General features: G+C 73.3%; 23 protein-coding genes. 17 read left to right on the forward strand and 6 right to left on the reverse strand.

The genetic code is table 11. The features are described from left to right. The 11 genes from ACLQ25_RS12825 to ACLQ25_RS12875 are packed head-to-tail and all read left to right on the forward strand — an operon-like array spanning nt 1 to nt 10,442. Nucleotides 1-483, forward strand: coding sequence for a phage tail protein (locus tag ACLQ25_RS12825; protein ID WP_425731099.1), 483 nt, complete (start codon nt 1-3; stop codon nt 481-483). Continuing rightward, a complete protein-coding gene (locus ACLQ25_RS12830; RefSeq protein ID WP_425731100.1) occupies nt 458-1,789 on the forward strand; it encodes a hypothetical protein in 1,332 nt (443 codons plus the stop codon). Before ACLQ25_RS12825 ends, ACLQ25_RS12830 begins: the two co-directional genes overlap by 26 nt. Then, on the forward strand, nt 1,789-2,691 hold the full coding sequence (locus ACLQ25_RS12835; RefSeq protein WP_425731101.1) for a hypothetical protein: 903 nt from the start codon (nt 1,789-1,791) through the stop codon (nt 2,689-2,691). The genes ACLQ25_RS12830 and ACLQ25_RS12835 overlap by 1 nt, the downstream gene beginning before the upstream one ends. After that, nucleotides 2,688-4,280, forward strand: coding sequence for a contractile injection system protein, VgrG/Pvc8 family (locus ACLQ25_RS12840; protein ID WP_425731102.1), 1,593 nt, complete (start codon nt 2,688-2,690; stop codon nt 4,278-4,280). The genes ACLQ25_RS12835 and ACLQ25_RS12840 overlap by 4 nt, the downstream gene beginning before the upstream one ends. Then, the gene (locus tag ACLQ25_RS12845) at nt 4,280-4,618 is read left to right on the forward strand and encodes a hypothetical protein (protein ID WP_425731103.1); all 339 of its coding nucleotides are present in this window, start codon (nt 4,280-4,282) and stop codon (nt 4,616-4,618) included. The genes ACLQ25_RS12840 and ACLQ25_RS12845 overlap by 1 nt, the downstream gene beginning before the upstream one ends. Then, the gene (locus tag ACLQ25_RS12850; RefSeq protein WP_425731104.1) at nt 4,615-5,046 is read left to right on the forward strand and encodes a GPW/gp25 family protein; all 432 of its coding nucleotides are present in this window, start codon (nt 4,615-4,617) and stop codon (nt 5,044-5,046) included. Before ACLQ25_RS12845 ends, ACLQ25_RS12850 begins: the two co-directional genes overlap by 4 nt. Further along, the gene (locus tag ACLQ25_RS12855) at nt 5,043-7,694 is read left to right on the forward strand and encodes a putative baseplate assembly protein (protein ID WP_425731105.1); all 2,652 of its coding nucleotides are present in this window, start codon (nt 5,043-5,045) and stop codon (nt 7,692-7,694) included. The genes ACLQ25_RS12850 and ACLQ25_RS12855 overlap by 4 nt, the downstream gene beginning before the upstream one ends. Beyond that, the gene (locus ACLQ25_RS12860; protein ID WP_425731106.1) at nt 7,675-8,220 is read left to right on the forward strand and encodes a phage tail protein; all 546 of its coding nucleotides are present in this window, start codon (nt 7,675-7,677) and stop codon (nt 8,218-8,220) included. Before ACLQ25_RS12855 ends, ACLQ25_RS12860 begins: the two co-directional genes overlap by 20 nt. 9 nt (nt 8,221-8,229) lie before the next feature. After that, entirely contained in the window at nt 8,230-9,162 is a 933-nt protein-coding gene (locus tag ACLQ25_RS12865; RefSeq protein WP_425731107.1) for a hypothetical protein, read from the forward strand. Further along, nucleotides 9,159-9,617, forward strand: coding sequence for a hypothetical protein (locus ACLQ25_RS12870; RefSeq protein ID WP_425731108.1), 459 nt, complete (start codon nt 9,159-9,161; stop codon nt 9,615-9,617). The genes ACLQ25_RS12865 and ACLQ25_RS12870 overlap by 4 nt, the downstream gene beginning before the upstream one ends. 54 nt (nt 9,618-9,671) lie before the next feature. Next, nucleotides 9,672-10,442: a hypothetical protein gene (locus ACLQ25_RS12875; protein ID WP_425731109.1), complete on the forward strand. Its 771-nt coding sequence runs from the start codon at nt 9,672-9,674 to the stop codon at nt 10,440-10,442. A gap of 39 nt (nt 10,443-10,481) precedes the next feature. Here the strand turns inward: ACLQ25_RS12875 and ACLQ25_RS12880 are convergent, their stop codons facing one another. The 6 genes from ACLQ25_RS12880 to ACLQ25_RS12905 form a co-directional block, all read right to left on the reverse strand. Continuing rightward, on the reverse strand, nt 10,482-11,336 hold the full coding sequence (locus tag ACLQ25_RS12880; RefSeq protein WP_425731110.1) for a PmoA family protein: 855 nt from the start codon (nt 11,334-11,336) through the stop codon (nt 10,482-10,484). Further along, nucleotides 11,333-11,962: a hypothetical protein gene (locus ACLQ25_RS12885; RefSeq protein ID WP_425731111.1), complete on the reverse strand. Its 630-nt coding sequence runs from the start codon at nt 11,960-11,962 to the stop codon at nt 11,333-11,335. The genes ACLQ25_RS12880 and ACLQ25_RS12885 overlap by 4 nt, the downstream gene beginning before the upstream one ends. Next, a complete protein-coding gene (locus ACLQ25_RS12890; protein WP_425731175.1) occupies nt 11,946-12,707 on the reverse strand; it encodes a carbohydrate ABC transporter permease in 762 nt (253 codons plus the stop codon). The genes ACLQ25_RS12885 and ACLQ25_RS12890 overlap by 17 nt, the downstream gene beginning before the upstream one ends. Before the next feature lie 77 nt (nt 12,708-12,784). Continuing rightward, nucleotides 12,785-13,768, reverse strand: coding sequence for a carbohydrate ABC transporter permease (locus tag ACLQ25_RS12895; protein ID WP_425731112.1), 984 nt, complete (start codon nt 13,766-13,768; stop codon nt 12,785-12,787). Between the two features lie 32 nt (nt 13,769-13,800). Continuing rightward, complete coding sequence (locus tag ACLQ25_RS12900; protein ID WP_425731113.1) at nt 13,801-15,144, reverse strand: ABC transporter substrate-binding protein; 1,344 nt, start codon at nt 15,142-15,144, stop codon at nt 13,801-13,803. 19 nt (nt 15,145-15,163) lie between these two features. After that, on the reverse strand, nt 15,164-16,294 hold the full coding sequence (locus tag ACLQ25_RS12905) for a LacI family DNA-binding transcriptional regulator (protein WP_425731114.1): 1,131 nt from the start codon (nt 16,292-16,294) through the stop codon (nt 15,164-15,166). A 240-nt stretch (nt 16,295-16,534) separates the two neighbouring features. Here ACLQ25_RS12905 and ACLQ25_RS12910 point away from each other — a divergent pair, with 240 nt between their 5' ends. The 6 genes from ACLQ25_RS12910 (at nt 16,535) to ACLQ25_RS12935 (ending at nt 24,127) form a co-directional block, all read left to right on the forward strand. Then, on the forward strand, nt 16,535-17,863 hold the full coding sequence (locus ACLQ25_RS12910) for a Gfo/Idh/MocA family protein (RefSeq protein ID WP_425731115.1): 1,329 nt from the start codon (nt 16,535-16,537) through the stop codon (nt 17,861-17,863). Between the two features lie 20 nt (nt 17,864-17,883). Further along, a complete protein-coding gene (uxaC, locus tag ACLQ25_RS12915; protein WP_425731116.1) occupies nt 17,884-19,317 on the forward strand; it encodes a glucuronate isomerase in 1,434 nt (477 codons plus the stop codon). Then, nucleotides 19,314-20,618 carry an enolase C-terminal domain-like protein gene (locus tag ACLQ25_RS12920; RefSeq protein WP_425731117.1) on the forward strand — a complete coding sequence of 435 codons (1,305 nt, stop codon included), beginning with the start codon at nt 19,314-19,316 and terminating at the stop codon, nt 20,616-20,618. Before uxaC ends, ACLQ25_RS12920 begins: the two co-directional genes overlap by 4 nt. Beyond that, entirely contained in the window at nt 20,609-22,102 is a 1,494-nt protein-coding gene (locus tag ACLQ25_RS12925) for a mannitol dehydrogenase family protein (protein ID WP_425731118.1), read from the forward strand. The genes ACLQ25_RS12920 and ACLQ25_RS12925 overlap by 10 nt, the downstream gene beginning before the upstream one ends. After that, nucleotides 22,092-23,333, forward strand: coding sequence for a Gfo/Idh/MocA family protein (locus ACLQ25_RS12930; protein WP_425731119.1), 1,242 nt, complete (start codon nt 22,092-22,094; stop codon nt 23,331-23,333). The genes ACLQ25_RS12925 and ACLQ25_RS12930 overlap by 11 nt, the downstream gene beginning before the upstream one ends. 68 nt (nt 23,334-23,401) lie before the next feature. Beyond that, nucleotides 23,402-24,127 carry an HD domain-containing protein gene (locus ACLQ25_RS12935; protein ID WP_425731120.1) on the forward strand — a complete coding sequence of 242 codons (726 nt, stop codon included), beginning with the start codon at nt 23,402-23,404 and terminating at the stop codon, nt 24,125-24,127. Nucleotides 24,128-24,232: the final 105 nt, after the last annotated feature.

Genomic DNA, 24,232 nt, shown 5'->3' on the forward strand with positions numbered 1-24,232 from the left:
ATGGCCACTCCCGCCACCCCGCAGCCCGGCGCGCCCGGCGACCCGTACCGGGTCTACAACTTCCGGCTGCTCCTCAACGGCGTCACCAACGGCCACTTCACCGAGATGAGCGGGCTGGAGGTGAACATTCCCGGGCAGCCGTACCGGGAGCACGGCCCCGGACCGACGCGGATGGTCCCCGGCCAGGCCGAGTACGAGCCGGTGACACTGCACTTCGGCCTCACCGCGTCCCGCGAGCTGTGGGACTGGGTGAACGCCACCGCCAAGGGCACCCTCAGCCGCCGCAACGTGTCGGTGGTGCTGCTCGACGCGGCGGGCACCGCCGAGGTGCTGCGCTGGAACCTGATCGACGCGTGGCCCACCCGGTGGCGCGGAGCGCACCTCAACACGGTGAGCCACGAGATCGCCATCGCGTCGCTGACGCTGCGCTACGAGGGCCTCGAACTGGAGGCCGGCGGTGCCGCCGCGCCGACGCCCGCGTAGCTGGCTGGCCGGTCGCCTCCGCTCGGTGGCCGGCGCGGTGCAGCGCCTCGCCGGACGCGTCGACAACCCGACCGCCGAGCCGGAACATCCGGCCGAGCCGCCGCGTCGTTTCGGCGAGCCGCCGCAGCATTGGGTGGACCTGGTCGCCGCGCACGCCCCCGGCCTGCTCCGTGAGCTGGACCTCGACGTCGACCAGGCCGCGCCGACGCGGGACGGGACTCCGCCGGGCGCGACGCCATCGCGGCGGCCGGACCGCTCGGGCGACCCGGTCAACCCGGCGTTCCGACCGGTCGCCAGTCGGACCGGCCGACCGGTGGCGGGTCGGACCGACCGGCCGGTCGCCGCCGCCCACGGCCGGCCCGGCGACCCGCACCCGCGCGCCCGACCGGGCGGCGCTGGTGAGCACGCCCACCCTGGTCCCGGGGCGGGCGGTCCCGGACACCTGGACGGCGGCTCCGAACGACGGCTTCCGATCATTCGACCAGCGATCCCGGACGGCGCGACGTCGTCGAGCGGAACGCCCCGCTCCAACGGCTCCGCGTCGGCGGACGGGCGTGACATCGCGGCGAGCGTCGGCAGGCCGATCCGCGCGCCCGGCGTCGCTTACCCCGGAGAGGCGGTCGCCACCCCCGATAGCGCGCCACCTGTGCCACCCGGCGAGATCGTGGGAGGTCTCGGCACGTCCACGAGCGCTTTTCCTCGACGCTCCGCTCCGGACGCCACGACGGCGCGGCACGGACACGGGAGGGTGGCCGGCCCGTCCTGGCCCGCGCTGCCGGACGAGCCGACCGGGCCGGCCCGGCTCGGGGAGCACCCCACCGAAGAGCGGCCCCACGCCGGCCACCATCCCGAACAGCACAGCGACCGGCTCCCCGACCAACGGGCCGGGCGGCTCCCCGAGCACCACCTCCGTGGACGCTCCCGGCAGTTGCCCGAGCACCACGCGAGCCGGTTCCCTGACCAGCAACGGACGGACCGGTATGCAGGGCCGGAGGGGCCTACGCAGCACGACGCACCGCGCCAGCACGCCCGGCCGGACCGCGACCAGCGCGCCGATGGGCGGCGCGGGCGGCGCGGCGGCGAGGTCGGGCGGTGGGACGCTCGACCGGGGTACGGGACGGGCACCGCCGAGGTCGACAGCGCCGGGCACTGGCCGGTGAGCGCGCCGTTCCCGTCGGCGGCCGTCGCGCCCGGCGTGGACCCGTGGCCGGCTCTACCGGATGACGGACCGCTGTGGACGGTGCCCGGCGCGGCGCTCGACGCGGGCCACGAGCGCCGGCTCGACCGGGAGCAGGCGGGCGGCTGATGGAACGCGTGGCCTTCCTCATCGACTCCACCGGCGAGCGGGTGGACTGCCTGCTCAACCCGGAGACCGTGCAGGTGACCCGGCTCGCCGGCGTACGCCATCGGGGTGCGGGCGGCGCGCAGCTCACCGGTTCCGGTCTGGCCGACGACCCGCTGGTCTTTACCGGCGGTGGCCGTACGGAGTTGGTGCTGGATCTGCTCTTCGATGTCGACTTCGTCCAGGCGCAGGTCCGCCCCACCGACGTACGGATGCTGACGCGACCGTTGTGGATGCTGGCGGAGAACTCCGACGTCGAGCACGGCTGGCTGCGTCCGCCGCTGGTCCGGCTGGTCTGGGGCAAGACGTGGAACGTGCCGGGCGTGATCGTGGCGGTGGCCGAGCGGTTCGACGCGTTCACCGGTACCGGCTCGCCCCGGCGCTCCTGGCTGCGACTGAAGCTGGTCCGGACCGCCGAGAGCGCCGACCAGGCGCAGGCCGGCTTCGCCGAGGAGCTCGCCGCAGCGAGTACGCCGGTCGCCGCACCGGGCAGCGCCGTGGTCGCGGCCGGCGACGGCGCGACCGAGCCGGGCCACGCCGGTGTCCGTTTCGACCTGCTGGCCAACGATGCGCTCGGCTCGCCGCTGCGGTGGCGGCTGCTGGCCGAGCACAACCGGATCACCGACCCGCTCGCGGTGCCGGCCGGTACGACCCTCGCGGTGCCCCCCGTCGGCTCGGGCGGCTCCGCGCCGGAGTCGACGCTCGGCGCGATGGCACGGGCCGGCGGGTCGTTCGTGGACGCCTCGATCGCCGCCGCCGCGAGCTGGGCCGCCTCGATCGCCTCCGCGACCGGTGCCGGCCCGACCGCAACGGCCGCCGCGACCGGGGCCGGCCCGACCGGAACAGTCGCGGGGGGTACGCCGTGACCAGCGTGGCGCCCCGGGCGCTGACCGTCCTGCTCGACGGCGTCGAGCTGAACGCCGTGGCCCGCCAGCGGATCCGCTCGCTGCGGGTGGCCGCCCGGCTCGACCAGCCGACCCAGGCCGAGTTGGTCCTCGCGACCGCCGCCGGCACTGCGGCGCTCGACCCGGCCGTGCGCCCCGGCGCGACCCTCGACGTGCGGCTCGCCGACCACGCCGACGCGCTGTTCGTCGGGGAGGTGACCTGCGTGGAGGTCGAGTACGCCGCCGATGGCGCGGTCGTGCTGCGGCTGCGGGCGTACGACGCGCTGCACCGGCTGCGCAAGCGGCAGGACCTGCGGGTCTTCACCTCGGTGACGGCGGCGGAGCTGGCCCGGGACCTGTGCGGCGGGGTGGGGCTGACCGTGGCGGCCGAGGACGACGGCCCACGGCTGGAACGGTTGGTCCAGCACCGGCACAGTGATCTGGAGCTGCTCTGCGAGGTCGCCGGGCGGGCGGGGCTGCACCTGGCCGCCGACGGCGACGGCGTACGACTGGTGACCCTCGCCGGCTACGGTGAGCCGGTCCCGCTGATCCTCGGCGCGGGTGTGCACACCCTGCGGCTGTCCACGAACGCGGACCAGGCCAGCGGCGCGAGCGTCGCGTTGGGGTGGCATCCGCAGCGGGCCGAGCCGATCAGCCAGCGGGCCGACGAGGCGCGCTGCGGCCGGCCGGCCGGTGACCGTCCGGACCCGGCCGACGTGGGGGCCGACGGCGTCCGCACCGCCGTCGACCAGCCGGGACGCAGCGACGACGAGGTGGCCGCGTTGGCCCAGGCGCGACTGGACCTGCGCGCTGCCGCCTTGTCCACCGCCGAGGGGGTGGCCGAGGGTGATCCGGCGCTGCGGCCGGGCCGGCGGATCGCCCTGGCGGGGGTGCCCGACCCCCTCGCCGGGGCGTACGTGCTGACCGAGGTGGTGCACACCGTGGACGGCGAGGGGCACCTCACCCGGTTCTCGACCGTGCCGCCGGCCGTGCCGTCCTCGCCGGTCGGCGGCGCGGTCGTCACCCTCGGCACCGTGACCGACGTGGCCGACCCGGACGGGTTGGGCCGGGTACGGCTGACCCTGCCCGCGTACGGGGACCTGGACGCCGGTTGGCTCGGCGTGCTCTGCCCGGGTGCGGGACGCGGCAAGGGTCTGGTGGCGCTCCCCGATCCGGACGACACCGTGCTGGTGGTGTTGCCCGGCGGCGAGCCGGCCTCGGGCATCGTGCTGGGTTCGCTGTTCGGGGCCGTCGAGCCGTACGACGCGGGCATCGACGACGGTCGGGCCCGGCGCTGGACGCTGCGCACGGCCGGCGGACAGTCAATCGTCGTGGACGACGTCCAGCGCAGCCTGCGGCTCGGCACCGAGGGCGGCAGTTGGCTGGAGCTCACTCCCGACCTGGCCACCCTGCACGCGGCGACCGACCTGGTGATCTCCGCACCGGGCCGGGCCATGGTGGTCCGCGCCCGCAGCGTGGACTTCCTGCACGCCGAGGCGACCGAGGACCCGACCACCGCGGCGCAGCAGGCCCGTTCGCTCGCCCGCGCCCACCACGAAGGAGGCGGCTGATGCGTTGGATCCACCGCGACTCGCTGATCGCCTGTGATCACGACGGCCGGGTCGAGAACCAACCGTCGCAGCGGTGGGTGACCGTCACCGCCGTGCCGGTGCTGGTGGACGACGACCCGGAGGGACGGAAGATCGTCGCCTGCCCGAACTATGGCCCGACCATCAAACCGTGCGCGAAGACGCTGACCGTCCGCGTCGGCTACAGCGACTGGCTCCGCGTCGACGGACACCGGGTGGTGCTGTCGCACCTGGAGGGGTTCACCGACGGCACACCGCCGGACGCGGTCCACCACACCGTCCGCGACCCCCGGCAGCGCTTCCTGGGGGCGGACCGGTGAGGGCGTTCCGCTTCGTCGGGGCCGGCTTCGACGCCGGCCGGGGCGGCGGGTTGGCGCTCACCGTCGCCGGTGGCCTGGCCATGACCGAGGGCGACGAGAGCGTACGCCAGGCGCTGTTCCTGCTGTTGTCGACGACGCCGGGCGAGCGGCTGATGCGGCCCGGGTACGGCTCGCGGCTGCACCGGTTGATCTTCGCGCCCAACGACGACACCACGGCCGGGCTGGCGATCCACTACGTGCGGCAGGCCATCGCCCGCTGGGAGCCCCGGGTCGAGGTCATCGACGTCGACGCGGGGCCGGACCTGGACGACGCGTGGCGGCTGGTGATCCGGCTGGACTACCGGGTTCGGGCCAGCCTGACGCCCGGTCAGTTGGTGTTCTCCGTGGATCTGCTCCCCGCCGACGACGAACCGGGAGAATCTTCATGACGCTGCCCGTGCCGCACCTGGACGACCGGGGGTTCCTCGACCTCGTCACCGAGGCCCGTGAGCGGATCCGCCAGTCCTGCCCCGCGTGGACCGACCTGTCGGCGCACGACCCCGGCATGGCGCTGGTGGAGGCGTTCGCGCACCTGACCGAGGTGATGATCTACCGGCTGAACCAGTTGCCGGAGAAGGCGTACGTGCAGTTCCTGAACCTGCTCGGGGTGGCGCGGCACGCGCCCACCGCGGCCTGGGCGGACGTGGTGTTCAGCCGCGCCGGCGCCGACACCTCGGCGGTGCGGATCCCGGCCGGGCTGCGGGTCGCGGCGGCGCGTGGCGCCGATCCCCGGCCGGTCGTCTTCGTCACCACCGAGCCGGCGATGCTGCCGGCCGGCGAGTCCTCGGTGACCGTCCGGATGCACCACTGCGAGCCGGTGGACGCGGAGCTGCTCGGTCTCGGCACCGGCCAGCCGGGGCAGGTGCTGCGCGCGGCCCGCGCGCCCCTGGCCCACACCGGCGAGCCGCTGGACCTGCTGCTCGGGGTGGAGGTGCCGACCGGCTCGGTGGAGCTGGGGGCGGCCGCCCGCGAGCACGAGGGCCGCACGTTCGAGATCTGGCAACCGGTGGACAGCTTCGCCGGGCTCGGCCCGCAGGCCAAGGCGTACCTGGTGGACCGCTGCTCGGGCACCGTCACCTTCGCCCCGGCCCTGGACCTGCGGCCGTCCGCCGACGGCACCGCCGGGCCGACACCGGTGGCGGCCGTGCCCCCGGCCGGGCGGCAGGTCCGCCTCTGGTACCGGGCCGGCGGTGGTCCGGCCGGCAACGTCGCCGCCGGCACGCTGACCACCCTGCGCGATCCACTGCCCGGGGTACGCGTCGACAACCCCACCCGGGCGGCCGGCGGCCGGGAGATGGAGGCGTTGGAATCGGTGCTGCTGCGTGGCCCGTACGAGTTCTTCGCCCAGCAGCGCGCGGTCACCGCTCGCGACTTCGAGGTCCTCGCCACCAGCTCGGGCGCGGTGGCGCGGGCCCGCGCGTTCACCCGCTCGGCTGTCTACAGCTTCGCCCGCCCGGGTGAGGTCGAGGTGGTGCTGGTGCCCTACGTGCCGCCGGCGGCCCGCCCGGGCGGCCGGCTGCCGGTGGCGGTGCTGCGCGATTACGAGGTGCCCGAGGCCCGCCACCGCGTCGAGGCGGACCTGGAACAGCGCCGGATGGTCGGTATCCGCTCGCGGGCGAGCTGGGCCCGGTTCAAGGCGGTGTCGGTGCGGGCCCGCGTGGTGGTGCGGCGGGAGGAGGACGTGGACGCGGTCCGGCGGCGCATCCACGACCGGCTGCACCAGACGCTCAGCCCGCTGCCCACCGCGCTCAACCCGAGCGGGTGGCCGTTCGGCGAGCCGCTGCGGGCATCCAACGTGTACCGGTTGTTGGAGCAGGCCGAGCCGGGCGTGCGGTACGTCGAGTCGGTGCGGTTCGTGGTCGACGAGGCGCCCGACGCCAACGTCCGCGCCCTCGCCGTCGACGCGTACCAGCCGCGCACCTGGTACGCCGGGCGTGGCCCGGTGCTGTTCCGCTCCAGCAACGCGGGTTCGGGCTGGGAGCCGGCCGGCCGGTTCGACGACGACGAGACGGTGCTGCGGGTCGCGCCCGCCCCCGCCCCGGTGCGGCCCGGCATCGTGGCGCGTCCCGGCTCAGTGGCCGTGGTGACGGTGCGCGAGTCGGGCGGCTCCCGGGTACGACTGAGCACCGACCTGGGTGAGACGTGGTCGCTGCTGACCGACCTGGACTCGCGGATCTCCGACGTGGCGTGGCTGGACCGCGACGGCGCGGGAGCGCTGCTGGTGGCGACCGACACCGGGCTGTACGAGGTGTCACTGCTGCCCGGCGCGGTGCCGTTGCAGATCCTCGTCGACCCGTCCGACGCCGATCGGGGCTTCTACGCGGTCCGCGCCTTCGTCTCCGAGCGCGGCGCGCCGGGCGTGGCGGTCGCGGCGCAGGCCAGCTTCGGGGTGTACCTGTCGACGGCCGGCGGCCGGCCGGGCAGCTTCACGCACGTCGGGCTCTCCAACGTGGACAACCGGGTCCTCGCGGTGCAGTACGACGGCCCGGCCACACTGCTGTGGAGTGGCGCGGGCGAGCCGGACCCGAAGAAGCCCGGCCAGGGCTGTCACCGCACCCGGCTGTTCGAGTCCGACGTCAAGTGGCAGTCGGTGCAGGCCGGCTGGATCGGCGGCACCTGCCGGGATCTGGCGTTCGCCGGCCAGCAGGCGGTGGCCGCCACGCAGAGCGGCGGGGTGCTGCGGCTGGACACCCTGGCCGCCCAGCCGCAGTGGCAACCGGTCTCGGTCAACTGCGGGCTGCCGTTGCGCGACCGGACCCGGTTCGTGCCGGTCGACGCCGTCGCCGTGAGCGGCCCTTCCGCGGCAGCCGTCGGCACGGGCGGTCCGGCGGCCTCCGGCGCGGGCGGTCCGGCGACGGACCGGCTGGTGCTGGCCTCCGGCGAGCGCGGCGTGTACCGCAGCGCCGACGCGGTCACCTGGACCGCCAGCGCCAACCAGGCCACCGCCGACGTGGTGACCGTCCCGGACACGTGGCTGCTCTGCTCCGGCGAGCACGACATCGAGGTGGTGCGCCAGGATGCGACGCTCGGCGATTGAGCGGCTGCTGCCCGCCGCGTACCAGCGGGCATGCGTGCCGGGCAGCGTGCTCTGGGCGCTGCTGGACGTCATGGAGGGACTGCACGCCCCGGACGAGGCGATCCTCGCCGCGGTGGACGCCCTGTTCGACCCGTACCGGGCCCCCGACGACATGGTCGTACGCCTGACCCGCTGGGTGGCGATGGACCACGTCGTGGCGTCGCACCGACCGGACGCGCCGCTGCCCCTGCCGGTCGGGCGGCTACGTGACCTGGTGGCCCACGGCGCGCTGCTGGCGCGGTGGCGCGGCACCCCGTACGGGATGCGACGGGCCCTGGAGGTGGCGACCGGGGTCAGCGGCTTCGCCATCGACGAACCCGACGAGAGGCCCTTTCACATCGTGGTACGGGTGCCGGCGGCCGCCGCCGACCACCTCGCCGTGATCACCCGCATCGTCGAGGCGGAGAAGCCGGCGGCGACCACCGCCGAGGTCGTCCTCGCCGCCTCGCCACCATCGGATCAGCCGAGCGCGGCACCGTCCGCTTAAGGAGCCTTCATGACCACCGAATGGGCCGTCGTCGGCGCCGCGTCGCAGTTCACCCTGGACGCCGCCAACCACGGCGAGCTGACCTTCACCGTCTCCAACCCGGGTCTCGCGCCGGACACCGTCGTCTTCGACGTGGCACCCGGTGAGGGCAGCCAGCGGGCCTGGTTCACCGTCACCGAGCCGCAGCGGGTGGTGCCCGGTCAGGGTTCGGTCTCGTTCCTGGTCCGCCTCGCGGTGCCGGCCGGCACCGCTCCCCGCCGCTACGACATGACCGGGTTCGCGTACTCGGCGAACACCGCGCCGGAGGAGAGTTCGCGCTCCAGCGGCCGGGTGACGTACGAGGTCCGGGCGGTCGCCGCGCCGAAGCGGACGCCGTGGCCGTGGATCGCCGCCGCCGCGGCGCTGGTGCTCGTGGTCGGCGGGGTGGTCGGCTACCTGCTGACCCGCTCCGACGGCCCACCGACGCCGGGCGCGCCACGGGTCGTGACGCTGGAGGCGGAGAGCCTGGTCGACGGGGCGCGGGTGGAGTCCCCGGCGAAGACCGCCGCGGGCATCGGCGCGCAGCCGAACTGCTGCGACGTGACCTGGTCGGACGACGCGCAACTGTTCTTCACCGGCCTGGCGCCCGGTGACCGGGTGAGCGTCACCGTCGAACTGCCGGCCGACGCCCTCTGGCGTTTCTCCACCACGCGCACCACGAGCTTCGACTACGCCAACACCATCTGGCAGATCGACGGCGTGCAGCTCGGCAGCACCTTCTTCGGCTTCAGCCCGACGGTGATCCGGCAGGACTTCACCGACGTGGGCACCGTCCGGTTGGCGGCGGGCCGGCACACGCTCACCCTGGTCGCCGTCGGCAAGACGCAGGGCTTCGACAGGTACTTCGCGGGCGTGGACCAGATCCGCTTCACCGAGGTGACCGGAGCGGTCGCGCGGCGATGAGCGGTAAGAAGAAGGTCGTCCTGGTGACGCTGGCGGTGCTGCTGGTGGCGTTCTTCGCGCTCGCCGTCGGCGTCGGTGGCGGCGAGCAGGGCCGCGCGAGCGATCGGCCGGGGATCGTGCAGCGGCTGGGCCGCCTGGCCGGCGCGAGCAGCACGATCGACCCGGCGACCGTGCAGGCCGACTGCGACCGTACCGGCGACGTGCTCACCTTCGTCGGCGGCTGCGCGGTACGGGTCGCCGACCCGGGCGAACTGCGGACGTTGGTGCTGCGCAGTGGCCGGACGTTCGTGGTGAGCGCCCCGGCCCCCGGGGATGCCGACCTCACCGTGCGCTCCGAGGTCGAAGCGGACGACGGCGGTGAGGCGGTCGCCCGGATCGCCGTCGACAGCGCGACCACGGTGCTGCTGGGCTGCCCGGGAGGTGTGGGATGCACGGTCACCGTCGCCGCCGAGTGACAGGTCCACCCACCGGCCCGGGCCACGCGCTCCTCGACCGTACGGAGGCCCGTCATGGGTGACCTGCGCAAGCCGTTCCTGCTGCTCGCGCTGGTCGCGATCACGCTGGTGGTTCTCGTCGAGGTGGGATCGTCGCTGCTCACCGGTGGCGGCGACGCCACCGGCGCGCTGCTGGCCGGCGCGGCGGACCTCGGCGTGGAGGTGGACGCGGCCGGGGTCAGTGAACCGTCCGGGCGGGGCACCAGCTACCTGGCGTTGATCGACGCGGTGGCGCTCTGGACCACCGGCCTGTTCTGCCTGAGCCTGGTGGTGCCCGAGCGGGTGCAGGGCCGGATCCAGGGCGTCGCGACGCTGATCTTCTCGATCCTGCTCATCCTGGGCTCGCTGATCCTGCTGATCATCGCGTTCGTGGAACTAATGATCATGGTGTCGCTGTTCCTGGCCGTGCCGTTCGGCACCCTGGCGTACCTGGCGCTGTGGGGCTTCTTCCCGGTCGGCGACGCGGCGGTGCTGCTCGGGCTGGCGCTGCTGCTCAAGCTGGTCTGGGCGGGGCTGTTGCTGCTGGCCCAGCCCCGGTTTCTGCAGAACAAGGGCCTCGTCCTGATAATCATCACCACTTTGCTGTGCACCGTCGTGCTGGAGTTCCTGCACAATCTGGTGCCGGTGATCCTGGTGAGCATCGTCGACGACGTGGCGGCGCTGGTCTTCGCGATCGTGGCGATCATCTGGGGCCTGGTCCTCCTGATCGGCTCGATCCCGGCGATAGTCAAGGCCATCCGCGTCACCGCCGCCGCCGTCCCCGCCGCCCTGCCCCGTCGATCATGAAGTTGTTGTCACCGCGCTCGGCGTGTCGGGACAACAGCTTCATGATCGACGGCTGCTGGCGAGGGTGGCGCAGCGGTCGGGGGGCAGGACGCCGTCGGCGATCCACACCTGGTAGTTGCCTTGGCGGGTGGTGCCTGCTGAGACCTCCGTTGGGGTGTCGAAGGCGAAGGCCACGCACACGCCGGGATACATCGCGGTCCGCACGAACCACCGGTCGCCGGGGCCGAGGCCCGCGAAGACCAGGGTGTACGCGCCACCGCCCGGGCCGGTGCCGACCAGCGCCAGCCACGGGGTGGCGCTGCCGTTGACCGCCTCCTCCCCCGCCGCCTCGGCCGTGAACACCGTCGCCTCGCCCCCGGCGGCGACCGCCCGCCAGAAGAACCCGCCGTAGCCGGCCCCTCCGGGGCGACCGTTGGTGGCCGGGCTGCCCAGGCGCACTGGCCTGTCGGGCGGCGCGGTGAGCGCGGAGTCCAGGTCGAGCCGCCAGACGTCCGGCGTCACCGCCGACGCGGCCAACTGACGCCGCTCGGTGAGCAGCACCCGTCCGCGCGGATCGCGCCACTGGAGCTGATGGGCCAGCCGGTCGGCCGAGCGCCGCGTCCAACCGGTGTGGACGATCCGCCCGTGGTCCTCGCGCCACGTGTAGCCGACGTCGCGCACGTAGGTGCGCCCGCCCCACAGGTTGACGCCGTCGACGTCCTGCACCGCGAGGGAGGCTCCCAGGTGCCAGACATGGTCGGCGGGGAGCGCGTCGGTGACCACCGTGCCGCCGAGGGTGCGGACGGGGTGCAGGTACGGCCGGGGGCCGTGCCGCGCGTCCAACGCGGGGTCGACGACGTACCGGGCCACCTCGGTCCCGCCGACCAGCAGCCGCGCCGGCTCCTCGGCGCTCACCGTGCCTCCACCCGCTCGGGGACCGGCATCCGGTTGGCGACGGCGTGCAGGGCCGCCAGGGTGTAGCCGGCGAGGATGGGCACGGCCACCGGTGTGACCAGGACGGCGAGCAGCCCCGCCAACGCCGTCACGCCCGCGAGGGCGGCCCACCGGGTGGGCGCGTCGAGGCAGGCTCGGGCGCTGGACCGGGCCGCGACCCGCCAACGCCCGCCCCCGTTCCGGCCCGCCTCGACGACGACCAGCCCGGCGTACCCGGCCAGAGCGGCCGCGACCAGCCCGGTCACCGCCAGCACCGGTGGGCCACCGGGCACCCGCCCGGCGGTCAGCGCCGCCAGGTCGGCGGCGAGCAGCCCGAGCACGCAGAGCCCGAGCAGGCTGACCGGCACGCCGGGCAGCACCGAGCGGCCGAACCGGCGCAGGGTCGTACGCGCCGACGGCCAACCGCCGGTACGCGTCCAGTCGTGCACCGCCGCGCTGGCCGTACCGGCCGCCCCGGCGGCGGTGAGCAGCGGCGCCGCCGCGAGGGTCAACAGGATGCCGAGCAGCGCCAGGTCGGCGGCGTCACGGGCGACGTCGCGCCAGTCCCGCCGTTCGGCGTCGTCGACGGGTTCAGCCCTTGATGCCACTGGTGTTGATCCCCTCGACGAGCATCCGTTGGAACGCGACGAAGAACAGGAAGACCGGCAACAGCGACAGCACCGACATGGCGAACATCGGCCCGACCGCGCTCTGACTCGTCGAGTCGATGAAGAGGGTCAGCGCCACCGGCACCGTGTAGTCCTTGAGTTGGGACAGGAAGACCAGTTGGCGGAAGAAGTCGTTCCAGGTCCAGATGAACGAGAAGATCGCGGTGGTGACCAGCGCGGGTCGGCTCAGCGGCAGGATGATGTGCCGGAAGATCCCGTACGGGCCGGCGCCGTCGATCCGCGCCGCCTCGTCCAGCTCGCGCGGGACGCCCCGCATGAACTGCACCATGAGGAAGACGAAGAACGCCTCGGTGGCCAGGAACTGCGGGATGAGCAGCGGCAGGTAGGGCCAATCGCCACCGACCAGACCGAGGGTGCGGAACAGGATGTACTGCGGCACGATCAGCACGTGCTGGGGCAGCAGCAGCGTACCGATCATGACGGCGAACCAGAGGCCACGCAGCCGGAACCTCAGGCGGGCGAAGGCGTACGCGGCCAGCAGGCAGGAGAGCCCGTTGCCGACGACGGTGAGCAGGCTGACCAGCGCGCTGTTGAGGAAGAACCGGCCGAATCCGACGTCGAAGTTGAACCACCCGGCGGTGTAGTTGCCCGGGGTGAACCGCTCGGGCAGCAGCCCGACGTTGTTGACGATCTCCTCCCGGGACTTCACGGAGGTGCCGACCATCCAGATCAGCGGGTAGAGCACCACGGCCACGATCACCACCAGGATCAGCAGCCGCAGGACCGGCCCGCGCCCGCGCGTCACCGGTCCTCCCCGTCGGAGTAGTGCACCCAGAACCTCCCGGTGCTGAAGAAGATCGCGGTGATCAGCGCGATGGCGAGCAGGAACACCCAGGCCATCGCCGAGGCGTAGCCCATCTCCAGGTCGGTGAAGCCGGTGATGTAGAGGTTCAGCGTGTACATCAGGGTGGAGTCGACCGGGCCGCCGGTGCCGTTGCTGAGCACGAACGCGGCGGTGAACCCCTGGAAGCCGTTGATCGTCTCCAGCACCAGGTTGAAGAAGATCACCGGGGAGAGCAGCGGCAGGGTGACGTTGCGGAACTGGCGGAACCGGCCGGCCCCGTCCACCGAGGCGGCCTCGTACAGCTCGGTGGGCACCTGCTTGAGCCCGGCCAGGAAGATCACCATCGGGGCGCCGAACTGCCAGATGGCCAGCACCATGAGCGTCTGCAGGGCCCAGTCCGGGTCGTTGACCCAGGGCCTGCCCTCGATGCCGACGAGACTCAGCAGCGAGTTGAACGCACCGTCCCGGTTGAACATGTTGACCCAGACGATGGCCAGCGCCACGCTGCCGCCGAGCAGCGACGGCAGGTAGAACAGGCCGCGGAACAGCCCGACGCCGCGCCAGGCGCGGTTGAGCAGCAGCGCCACGCCGAGGGCCGCGGCCAGCTTCAGGGGTACGGCGATCAGCGCGAAGGTCAGGGTGACCCGCACCGCGTGCCAGTACGACGGGTCGGCGGTGAACATCCGCTCGTAGTTGGCCAGCCCCACCCACTGGGCCTCGGAGAACGGGGTGAGGATGTCGTAGTTGGTGAAGCTCAGGTAGAGCGACAGCAGCATGGGAACCGCCGTGACACCCATCAGGCCGATGAGCCACGGCGACAGGAAGACGTACCCCGCCAGACCCTCGCGGTGCCGGATGCCGCCGGACCCACGCCGGGTGGTGTGGGTCCGGACGGATCCGGGGCCGGGTCGGGTCGGGTCGGGCGCCGTGGTCAACGCCACGATCGGCTCCTCTCCTCGCCTCGTGGGGCGGGTCAGGCGATGGCGCCCTTGCACGCCTCGAGGAACTGGGCGGCGGCCCGCGCGGAGGTGGCCCGGCCGTACTGGGCGCTCTCCGCGGCCTTGACCAGCTCGGACTTGACCGTGCTGTGCCCCTTGATCGGCACCTGTGGCGACTCGCCGAACTTCTGGGTCAGCTCCGCCTCGACGGCGATCGACTGCTTCATCGCGGGGTCGGTGGTGCCGTCACTGACGACCTGACGCAGGTCCAGGTTGGACGGCAGTCCCCGGTCGGTGCCGAGCAGGGTGACGGCCCCCCGGTCGTTGACCAGGAAATTGATCACGTCGACCGCGACGTCCCTGTTCTTGCTGCCCTTGAACACCGACCAGTACATCGAGGCCCGGGCCCACTGCGCGCTCGGATCGCCGGGATAGGCGATCACTCCCAGCTCGTCCTTGGTGTTCTTCTTCAGGTCCGGCATCTGGTTGGCCCAGACCCAGGACGTCGCCGACTTGCCGGTGACCACCAACTGTTTGGTGACGTCGCTGGAGTTGCCCTCGTGGATGACGTCGGCGGTCGGGGTGGCCTTCCGGTCCCGCGCTCCCTTCCAGAGGTCGAACCAGGCGGTCACGTCCTCGACGGTGAAGCCCAGATCCTTGCCCTTGTAGAGGTCCTTGCCCTGCTGACGCAGCCAGACCCAGAACGCCTTGTAGTCGGCGCTCGGATCCTGGGTGCCGGGAACCCCCGTCTTGGCGGACACTCCCTCGGCCCAGGCGATGTGCTGCTCCCAGCTCATCCCGGTGGTCGGCTCGGGCAGGTTGTGCTTCGCCAGCAGCGTCTTGTTGTAGACCAGACCCTGCGTGTTCTCCCCGGCGGCCAGGCCGGCGAGCTTGCCGTCGACGACGCCGTACTGCCACAGGCTCTTGGGGAACGTGGCGGTGTCCAGCTTGCCGGACTTCTGGTACGAGGTGAGGTCGAGCGTGGTGTTGCGGGCCGCGTACTCGGCGAGGTAGTTGTCGTCGATCTGGAACAGGTCGGGCGGGTTGCCACCGGCGGTGAGCGTGGCGAGCTTGTCGAAGTAGCCCTGGTTCGCCTGCCAGGTCTTCTCGAAGGTCACGTTGGGGTGTTTCCGGGTGTAGAGGGCGAGGGCGTCCTCGGTCAGCTTGGCCCGGGCGTCGCCGCCCCACCAGAAGATCGAGAGCTTGACGGGGGCGTTGGGGTCGGCGGCGTCGTCGTCGCCGCACGCGGCGGCGCCGAACAGCAGCGTCGCGGCGACCGTCGCGGCGAGCAGGCCGCGCAGCAGCCGCCGCCGGGGCAGTGGGGTAGCGTGCGGACGCCCGACGGGCGTGCCGGTGGTGGGGGACGTTGCGGGGTGCATGTGCGCTCACTCCTCGGCTTTAGGAGGCGACGGCATCACCCGAGGCCGCGGTCGGGATGCCCGGGCCCGCAGGACAGTGCGGGTCCGGGCCACGGGAAGCGGCCCGGGAACGTGCCGGCCGGGCATGCGGACCCGGCCCGGTCGAGTCGCGGATGACCAGGTCGGTCTGGAGCATTACCTGTGCGGTGGTACGCCGGACGCCGACCGCCGTGCCGGTACCGGGCCCTCGCGCGCCGCGCGGTGACTCGATGTCCTGTTGCAGCAGCATGTCGACGGCCGTCCGGCCGGCGGCCCCGGTGGGTGTGGCCACCGTCGTCAGTTTGGGTCGGGTGAGCCGGCTCAGGGCGATGTCGTCGACCCCGACGACGCTCACCTGCTGCGGCACCCGGACCCCGAGCGCGTCCAGCCCTTCGATGAGGCCGATCGCCATCAGGTCGTTGTAGGCGAGCACGGCGGTGACGCCGCTGCGCCGCACCTGCTCGGCTACGGCGGAGCCACCGGTCTCGGTGGGAGCGTTGGGACCGAGCACGGTCAACTCCCCGCCACCGGCCCGGACGGCCGTGGTGGCGGCGCGCCGCATCTCCCGGTTGGTCCACGAGCTGCGCGGCCCGCCGAGCAGGGCGATGTCGCGGTGACCGAGACCGATCAGGTGCTCGACGGCCGTCCGGGCGCCCTGCCCGACGTCCATCAGCACGCACGGCAGGCCGGTCACCTGACGGTTCACCACGACCAGCGGCACCTCGCGGCTGAGCTGTTCGATCAGGCTGTTACTCATCCGGGGGCTGCACAGCAGCACCCCGTCGACCTGCTTCGCGAGGGCGTGGACCAACTCCTCCTCGGCGGTCGGGTCCTCGTTGGTGTCGGCCACGAAGACGTGGTAGTCGCGATGGCGTGCCTGACTCTCCGCCGCCTTGATCAGCGGTGGGAAGAACGGGTTCGCGATGTCGGCGATGATCAGCCCGATGTTGTGCGTACGCCCGGTGATGAGGGCGCGGGCGGCGCGGTTCGGCCGGTAGCCCAGGTCTTCGGCGCAGGCCAGCACCCGGACCCGGGTCTCGGGATTGACGAGGTGCGGGGCGGAGAAGGTGCGGGACACGGTGGAGATGTGCACCCCGGAGGCGCGGGCGACGTCCCGGATGGTGACTGGCACGGTGGCCCCTTCGTCCGAGTGCGGCGGTGGTCACGCGGGTGCCGCCAATTAATGCAAACGGTTGCTCCACTGTCAACGGTCAATGTTTGCAGCTCTGTTGCGTCGACGCTTCCATCGGTGACCTCCAACCCCGCATAAACCCACAATTGCCGCCGATTGTGCCGCTGTCGTTGACGCCATCACATTGATCGTGGTTACTTCACTGCAAACCTTTGCAGGGGTCATCCGGAGGGCGATCGCATGTCACCGAGATCCGGCGGGCGGGTCCGCTACGCCGTCGTGGGCACCGGCGCGCGAGCGGAGATGTTCGTCCGGGCCCTGGTGCTCGACCACGCCGACTCCACCGAGCTGGTCGCCTTCGCCGACGTCAACCAGACCCGGATGGACGCGCACAACCGCTGGCTGGGCGAGCTGGGACACCGGCCGGTGCCCACGTACCCCGCCGGCGGGTTCGCCTCCATGCTGGACGCCGAACGCGTCGACGTCGTCCTCGTGACCAGCGTGGACGTCACCCACGACGAGTACGTGGTGGCCGCGCTGCGCGCCGGTCGGGACGTCGTCACCGAGAAGCCGATGACCGTGGACGCCACCCGCTGCCGGCGCATCCTGGACGCGGTGACCGAGACCGGCGGCAGCGTCACGGTCGCCTTCAACTACCGCTACAACCCGCTGCACGAGCAGGTCCGCCGGCTGCTCGCCGAGGGCGCGGTCGGCGAGATCGGCTCGGTGCACTTCGAGTGGCTGCTCGACGTGCGCCACGGCGCCGACTACTTCCGCCGGTGGCACCGCGACAAGGCCACCTCCGGCGGCCTGCTGGTGCACAAGGCCAGCCACCACTTCGACCTGGTCAACTGGTGGTTGGCCGCCACCCCGGTCGAGGTGTACGCGGCCGGTCGACTCTTCTTCTACGGCGAGGACGGCCGCCGGCACGGCTACGCCCGCGACTACGACCGGGCGTACGGAGCCCCAGCCGCCGCCGACGACCCGTTCGCGCTGCGGCTCGACGCGCATCCCCGGCTGCGCGAGCTGTACCTCGACGCCGATGCCGAGGACGGCTACCAGCGGGACCGCAACGTCTTCGCCCCCGGGGTGAGCATCGAGGACGACATGGCGGTGCTGGCCCGCTACTCCACCGGCGCGACGATGACCTACCACCTCACCGCGTACGCCCCCTGGGAGGGCTACCGGGTGATGGTGAACGGCAGTCGGGGACGCCTCGAACTGGAGGTGACCGAGAACGACTACGTCGACCGGGGCACCGCCGGCGCCGTCAAGGGCGCGGCCCTGCACGGCGTCGAGGCGCCGGCCGAGGGGGGCGGCGCGACGCTCACCGTGCGCCCGTTCTGGGAACCTCCCCGACGGATCCAGGTCGCGGGTCGTACCCGCCAGGGGCACGGCGGCGCGGACGCCCGGATGACCGCGGTGCTCCTGGGCGGCCAGCCCGATCCGTTGGGCCGCGCCGCGACGGCCGAGGACGGCGCGTTGGCCCTGCTCACCGGCCTGGCCGCCAACCGGTCCCTGGAGACCGGGCGAGCCGTGCGCGTCGCCGACCTGCTCACCACCCGCTGAGAAGCAGAACGAGGAGCCCCGTGCCGACGTCCGACCACACCGACCTGCTCCTGCCGGCCGAGCCGGGCCAGCGCGCGCTGGCCCGGGAGCTGTACGCCCTCGCCGCGCGGCAACCGATCATCTCGCCGCACGGGCACGTCGACCCGGCCCTGCTCGCCGAGGACCGGCCCTTCCCCGACCCGGCGCGGCTGCTCATCGTGCCCGACCACTACCTGACGAGGATGCTGCTCAGTCAGGGCGTACCCCCGGCGGACCTGGGGGTGCCCACCCGCGACGGCAGCCCGGTCGAGGCCGACGGGCGGGTGATCTGGCGGCGCTTCGCCGCGCACTGGCACCTGTTCCGGGGCACCCCGTCGCGGCTGTGGCTGGAACAGACCCTCCGCACCGTCTTCGGAGCGCACACCCCGCTGCGTCCCGACACCGCCGACGCCCTCTACGACGAGATCGCCGCGAGGCTCGCCGAGCCGGAGTTCCGGCCCCGGGCGCTGTTCGAGCGCTTCGGGATCGAGGTCCTCGCCACCACCGAGTCGCCGCTGGACGACCTCGCGGCGCACGCCAAGCTCGCCGCCGACGGCTGGGGTGGGCCGGGCGGTCGGGTGGTCACCACGTTCCGCCCGGACGACGTGGTGGACATGGAGTTCGACGGCTGGTCGACCAACGTGGCGCGGCTCGGAGCGCTGACCGGCGAGGACACCGGCACGTACCCCGGTTATCTGGCCGCGCTGCGGGCCCGCCGGGCGGCGTTCATCGCGGCCGGCGCGACCTCGTCGGACCACGGGCACCCCACCGCGCGCACCCTGGACCTGACCCCGACCGAGGCCGCCCGCCTCTACGACCGTGGGCTGCGCGGCGCGGCGGACGCCGCCGACGCGGAGGCGTTCCGGGCGCACATGCTGATGGAGTTCGCCCGCATGTCCCTCGACGACGGCCTGGTGATGCAGCTGCACCCCGGCGCGGTGCGCAACCACAACCGCTGGCTGTACGAGCGGCACGGCCGGGACGTCGGCGGCGACGTACCGCAGGCCACCGAGTACGTGCACGCGCTCGCCCCGCTGCTGTCCCGCTACGGCAACGACCCCCGGCTGACGGTGGTGCTCTACACCCTCGACGAGGACACCTTCACCCGCGAGCTGGCGCCCCTGGCCGGCGGGTACGCCGCTCTGCTGCTCGGAGCGCCCTGGTGGTTTCTGGACTCCCCCGAGGCGCTGCGGCGGTTCCGGGAGACGGTCACCGAGAGCGCCGGCTTCTACAACACCACCGGGTTCGTCGACGACACCCGGGCGTTCTGCTCCATCCCGGTACGCCACGACGTGGCCCGCCGGGTCGACGCCGGCTTCCTGGCCCGGCTGGTCGCCGAGCACCGGCTCGCGATGGACGAGGCCGCCGAGACGATCGTCGACCTGGCGTACCGGCTACCCAGACGGGTCTTCCACTTCGGAGGCGCTGACCAGTGACCACCACCATCACCTCCGTCGAGGTGCACGACGTACGCTTCCCCACCGCCGCGCGGGGCGACGGGTCCGACGCCATCAACCGGGGCGACTACTCGGCGACGTACGTCGAGCTGGGCACCGACTCCGGGCCGGTGGGCGCCGGGTTCACCTTCACCAACGGCCGGGGCAACGAGATCACCTGCGCGGCGGTTCGGGCGCTGGCCCACCACGTCGAGGGTCGTACGGTCGAGGAGATCGCCGCCGAGCCGGTGGCGTTCTGGCGCTCGCTCAGCGCGGATGTGCAGTTGCGCTGGCTGGGCCCGGAAAAGGGCGTCATCCACATGGCCACCGGCGCACTGGTCAACGCGGTGTGGGACCTGCGGGCCACCCTCGCCGGCAAGCCGATGTGGCGGTTCCTGGCCGAGCTGCCCACCGACGGCCTCGTCGCCAGCGTCGACTTCCACCACATCAGCGACGCGCTCACACCCGACGAGGCGGCCGCGATCCTCGACAAGGGACGCGACGGCCTGCCCGACCGGCTGGCGACGCTGGAACGGGACGGTTTTCCGTCGTACACCACCTCGGTGGGTTGGCTCGGCTACCCCGACGACAAGGTGCGGGCGCTGACCCGGGCGGCGTACGAGGACGGCTGGCGGGCCATGAAGATGAAGGTCGGCGGCCCGCTCGCCGACGACCTGCGCCGGGCCCGGATCATCCGCGCCGAGATCGGCCCGGACGCGCTGCTGATGATGGACGCCAACCAGGTCTGGGACGTCGACGAGGCGATCACCGCGATGACCGCCCTCGCGGAGGTGGACCCGTACTGGATCGAGGAGCCGACGCACGCCGACGACATCCTCGGGCACGCCCGGATCAACCGCGCCGTCACCGAGCTGACCGGTGGCCGGTGCCGGGTGGCCACCGGAGAGGTCGCCGCCAACCGCGTGATCTTCAAGCAGCTGCTCCAGGCCGAGGCGATCGGCGTGATGCAGGTCGACGCGTGCCGGGTCGGCGGCGTCGACGAGGTCCTGGCCGAGCTGCTGTTGGCGGCGAAGTTCGGGGTGCCGGTCTGCCCGCACGCCGGCGGCGTCGGCCTCTGCGAGTACGTCCAGCACCTGGCGATCTTCGACTACCTGCGGGTGGGTGCCAGCCTCGACGGCCGGATGATCGAGTACGTCGACCACCTGCACGAACACTTCGTCGACCCGGTACGCACCTGCGGCGGCCGGTACCTGCTCCCGGAGCGCCCCGGTTACAGCGCCACCATGAGACCGGCGTCGATCGCCGAGTTCCGGTTCCCGGACGGTCCGGCATGGCGGTGACCGTCGGCGCGTCCCGCCTCGGCCTGGGTGTGCTGCGCCAGCTACCCGTCGACTCCCGCCCCCTGGTGCGGCCGGGCACCGTGCCCACGGGCGTCGTACACCTGGGGTTGGGGGCCTTTCACCGCGCGCACCAGGCGGTCTACACCGAGGCGGCGGTCGGCGCGGCCGGCGGCGACTGGGGCATCGTGGCCGTCGCCCCGCGCAGCGCCGCCGTGGTCGACGCGCTCGCCGCCCAGGACAACCTGTTCAGCGTGAGCGCCCTGTCCGCCGCCGACGCCACCACCCGGGTGGTGGGCGCGCTGAGCGGCGTACGGCACGCGCCGAGCGACCCGGACGCCGTGGTGGCGTTGCTCGCCGACCCGGCGATCCGCGTCGTGACGCTCACCGTCACCGAGAAGGCGTACCAGCTCGACCCGGTGACCGGCCGGTTGTCGCCGGACTCCGTGCTCGCCGCGGACCTCGCCGGTCACCGGCCCCCGGCCACCGTGCCGGGTCTGCTGCTGCGCGGGCTGGCGGCCCGCGCCGCCGCGGACGCCGGACCGGTCGCCCTGGTGAGCTGCGACAACCTGCCGGCCAACGGCCGACGGCTGCGCGGCCTGGTCGACCAGGCGATCGCGCGGGCCGCCGGGACGCCGGCCGGGCTCGTCGACTGGGTGGCGGCCAACGTGACGTGCCCGGGGACCATGGTGGACCGCATCGTGCCGGCCAGCACCCCGGAGACCATCGACACGGCCCGCCGGGCGCTCGGCGTCACCGACCTGGCCGCGGTGGCCGCCGAGCCGTACGCGCAGTGGGTCATTGAGGACGACTTCCCCGGCGGGCGGCCGGGCTGGGAGCACGCCGGGGCGGTGCTGACCGACGACGCCGGGCCGTGGGAGCGGTTGAAGCTGCGAGCCCTCAACGGTGTGCACTCGGCCGTGGCGTACCTCGGCGCGCTGGCCGGGCGGGAGACCATCGCGGACGCCCTGGAGATCCCCCACCTGACCGACGTGCTGCGCCGGCTGATCGCCGAGGACGTCGCGGCGAGCTTCACGCCGCCGGACGGCGTGCGGGTCGTCGACTACGGCGAGCAGGTCCTGGCCCGGTTCGGCAACCCGGCGATCCGGCACCGCACCCTCCAGGTCGCGATCGACGGCTCGCAGAAGCTGCCGCAACGCATCCTGCACACCATCGCCGACCTGCGCGCGTCCGGACGGTCCGCGCGCTGGGGCGCGCTGGTCGTGGCGTCCTGGTTGCGCTTCGCGCTGGGGTACGCCGACGACGGCCGCCCGTTGCCGTTGCAGGATCCCCTCGCCGGGCCCATCCGGGCCGCCCTGGACGCCGGCGCGCAGAGCCCGGCCGGCGCGGTCGACGCCGTCTTCGCGCTCCGCGAGGTCATCCCGGCCGATGTCGCCGAGGACGACGAGGTACGCGCCCAGGTGACCGCCTGGCTCACCGCGCTCGGACGACACGGCGTGGAAGCGACCCTGGCCGGTGCCGGGTGAGCCGGTCCGGCGGCAGGTCGACGGTCTCGGCGGCGGCGTTGGTTGGCGTGCCGTGAACGGGTGGGCGCCGCCCGCGACGGTGGCGGTGATCGGGGCGAACGGGCACGGTCACTGGCACCGGCGGGTGATCGCCCCGCTGCACGCCGACGGCCGGCTGCGGCTCGTCGCCCTGGTCGACGTCGCACCGGTGCGCGACGAGCGGGAGGCGCCGGTGCCGCCCGGCGTGGACGTGTTCACCGACCACCGGGCGATGCTCGCCGCGACCCGCCCGGAGGTGGTGGTGATCTGCACCCCGCCGCACACCCACCTGCCGATCGCCCGCGACGCGGTGGCGGCCGGCGCGGACCTGCTGCTGGAGAAGCCGCCGGTACTGTCGCTGGCCGAGCACCACGAGCTGACCGACGCGCTCGCGGCGGCCGGCCGGGTGGCCCAGGTCGGTTTCCAGGCGCTCGGTTCGGCGGCGCTCACCGCGCTGACCGACGCCCTGGCCGCGGGCCGCCTCGGCACGGTCACCGGCATCGCCACGGTCGCCGCGTGGCAGCGGCCGGACGCCTACTACGCCCGATCCGCCTGGGCCGGCCGTCGGACGTTGGACGGCCGACCGGCGCTGGACGGCGCGCTGGCCAATCCGTTCGCCCACGCGGTGACGCAGTGCCTGGCCGTCGCCGAAGCACTGGGCGGGGCGCCACCGTGGCCGGTCGCGATCGAGGTGGAGCGCTACCGGGTACGACCGATCGAGGTGGAGGACACGGCGGTGCTGCGCGTCCGGTTCCGTGCCGGCCCGCCCGTGCTGGCAGCGGTCACCATGGCCTCGGCGCAGTTCGTGCCGGGCGAGGTGACGGTGACCGGTACGACCGGGCAGGCCGTGCTGGAATACCCGACCGACCGGCTGCGGCTGCCCGGCGACGCGGCACCCCGGAACGTGCCCGGTCGACAGGGCCTGCTGGAGAACCTGCTCGCCCACCGGATCGACCCGGCCGGGGCGCCGCTGATCGCGCCGCTGGCCCGTACCGCGCCGTTCACCGCGCTGCTGGACGCGCTGCGGTCCGCGCCCGAGGCCCGACTGCTCGACGGCGACCTGGTCGACGTGGTGGGCGACGGCGACGAGCGGGTCCGCCACCTGCGCGGCGTCGTCGAGGTGCTGCGCCGCTGCGCCGAACGGGGGTCGCTGCCGAGCGAGCTGGGCGTGCCGTGGGCGGTGCCCGCGTACCGCGCCGACCTGACGGAATAGCGATCGGTCACGTCGTGTCAACGACGCAGGGGTCCATCGATGTGGGGAAGATCGGCTATAAGTGACGCATGGACTTCCCGCCGCACCTGGGCAGCATGCCGATGCACGCGATCACCGAGATCCACGGCGAACCGGGCCTGCTGGAGCGATTCCGGCTGGAGGTCCAGCAGTTCGACGACACCGACCGGGCGCGGTTGACCGCCGCGCTCGATCTGGCGGCCGAGCTGCACCGAGACGACCGGCGCGTTCGTGAGCCGTACCTGAACCACCTGTTGCGGGTCGCGATCCGGTTGATGCACCACTACCAGGTGCGGGACGTGGACGTGGTCGTCGCCGGTCTGCTGCACGACGCGGTCGAGGACCACCCGTCCGAGCTGGCCGGCGGCGACGCCGGAGCCGACCCGACCGCGGCCGCGTTGCGGGCGCTCGCCGCCCGGTTCGGCCCGCGCGTCGCCACGCTTGTCGCGGCCGTCACCAACCCGGTGTACGACCCGCACCGGGACCGCAACGAGCAGTACCGCGAACACCTGGCGGTCAGCCTGGAACGGGAACCGTGGGCACGGGTGATCAAGGTTTCGGACTTCACCGACAACGGCGTGGGGGTCATCCACACGATCGGGCCGAAGGTCGTCTCGTCGGCCCGCAAGTACCGGCCGCTGGTGCCGCTCTTCCGCGACCTGATCAGCCGGCCGGACACACCGCTGTCACCGGCGGTGAAGCGGCACATCTTCGGTCAGCTCGACCTCGCCGAGGAGCGCTTCAGCGCCATCCTGGACCAACCCGCCCCGAACTGACGCCCGCCCCGTCACCCGACCGGGTTCCGCGACAGATTCTCAGGTCTGCGATCACGTTCTCGACCTTACGGTTGGTTCGCGCCGGATGACGTATTCGTCTTTTTC

The organism is Micromonospora sp. DT44 (genome assembly GCF_049841635.1).
Lineage (GTDB): Bacteria > Actinomycetota > Actinomycetes > Mycobacteriales > Micromonosporaceae > Micromonospora.

Bases quoted from the DNA above. Each gene is read 5' to 3' on its own strand.
- ACLQ25_RS12825 (WP_425731099.1), top strand. From the start codon at position 1: ATGGCCACTCCCGCCACCCCGCAGCCCGGCGCGCCCGGCGACCCGTAC.
- ACLQ25_RS12835 (WP_425731101.1), top strand. From the start codon at position 1,789: ATGGAACGCGTGGCCTTCCTCATCGACTCCACCGGCGAGCGGGTGGAC.
- ACLQ25_RS12845 (WP_425731103.1), top strand. From the start codon at position 4,280: ATGCGTTGGATCCACCGCGACTCGCTGATCGCCTGTGATCACGACGGC.
- ACLQ25_RS12855 (WP_425731105.1), top strand. From the start codon at position 5,043: ATGACGCTGCCCGTGCCGCACCTGGACGACCGGGGGTTCCTCGACCTC.
- ACLQ25_RS12860 (WP_425731106.1), top strand. From the start codon at position 7,675: ATGCGACGCTCGGCGATTGAGCGGCTGCTGCCCGCCGCGTACCAGCGG.
- ACLQ25_RS12865 (WP_425731107.1), top strand. From the start codon at position 8,230: ATGACCACCGAATGGGCCGTCGTCGGCGCCGCGTCGCAGTTCACCCTG.
- ACLQ25_RS12870 (WP_425731108.1), top strand. From the start codon at position 9,159: ATGAGCGGTAAGAAGAAGGTCGTCCTGGTGACGCTGGCGGTGCTGCTG.
- ACLQ25_RS12875 (WP_425731109.1), top strand. From the start codon at position 9,672: ATGGGTGACCTGCGCAAGCCGTTCCTGCTGCTCGCGCTGGTCGCGATC.
- ACLQ25_RS12890 (WP_425731175.1), bottom strand. From the start codon at position 12,707: ATGGTCGGCACCTCCGTGAAGTCCCGGGAGGAGATCGTCAACAACGTC.
- ACLQ25_RS12900 (WP_425731113.1), bottom strand. From the start codon at position 15,144: ATGCACCCCGCAACGTCCCCCACCACCGGCACGCCCGTCGGGCGTCCG.
- ACLQ25_RS12910 (WP_425731115.1), top strand. From the start codon at position 16,535: ATGTCACCGAGATCCGGCGGGCGGGTCCGCTACGCCGTCGTGGGCACC.
- ACLQ25_RS12925 (WP_425731118.1), top strand. From the start codon at position 20,609: ATGGCGGTGACCGTCGGCGCGTCCCGCCTCGGCCTGGGTGTGCTGCGC.
- ACLQ25_RS12935 (WP_425731120.1), top strand. From the start codon at position 23,402: ATGGACTTCCCGCCGCACCTGGGCAGCATGCCGATGCACGCGATCACC.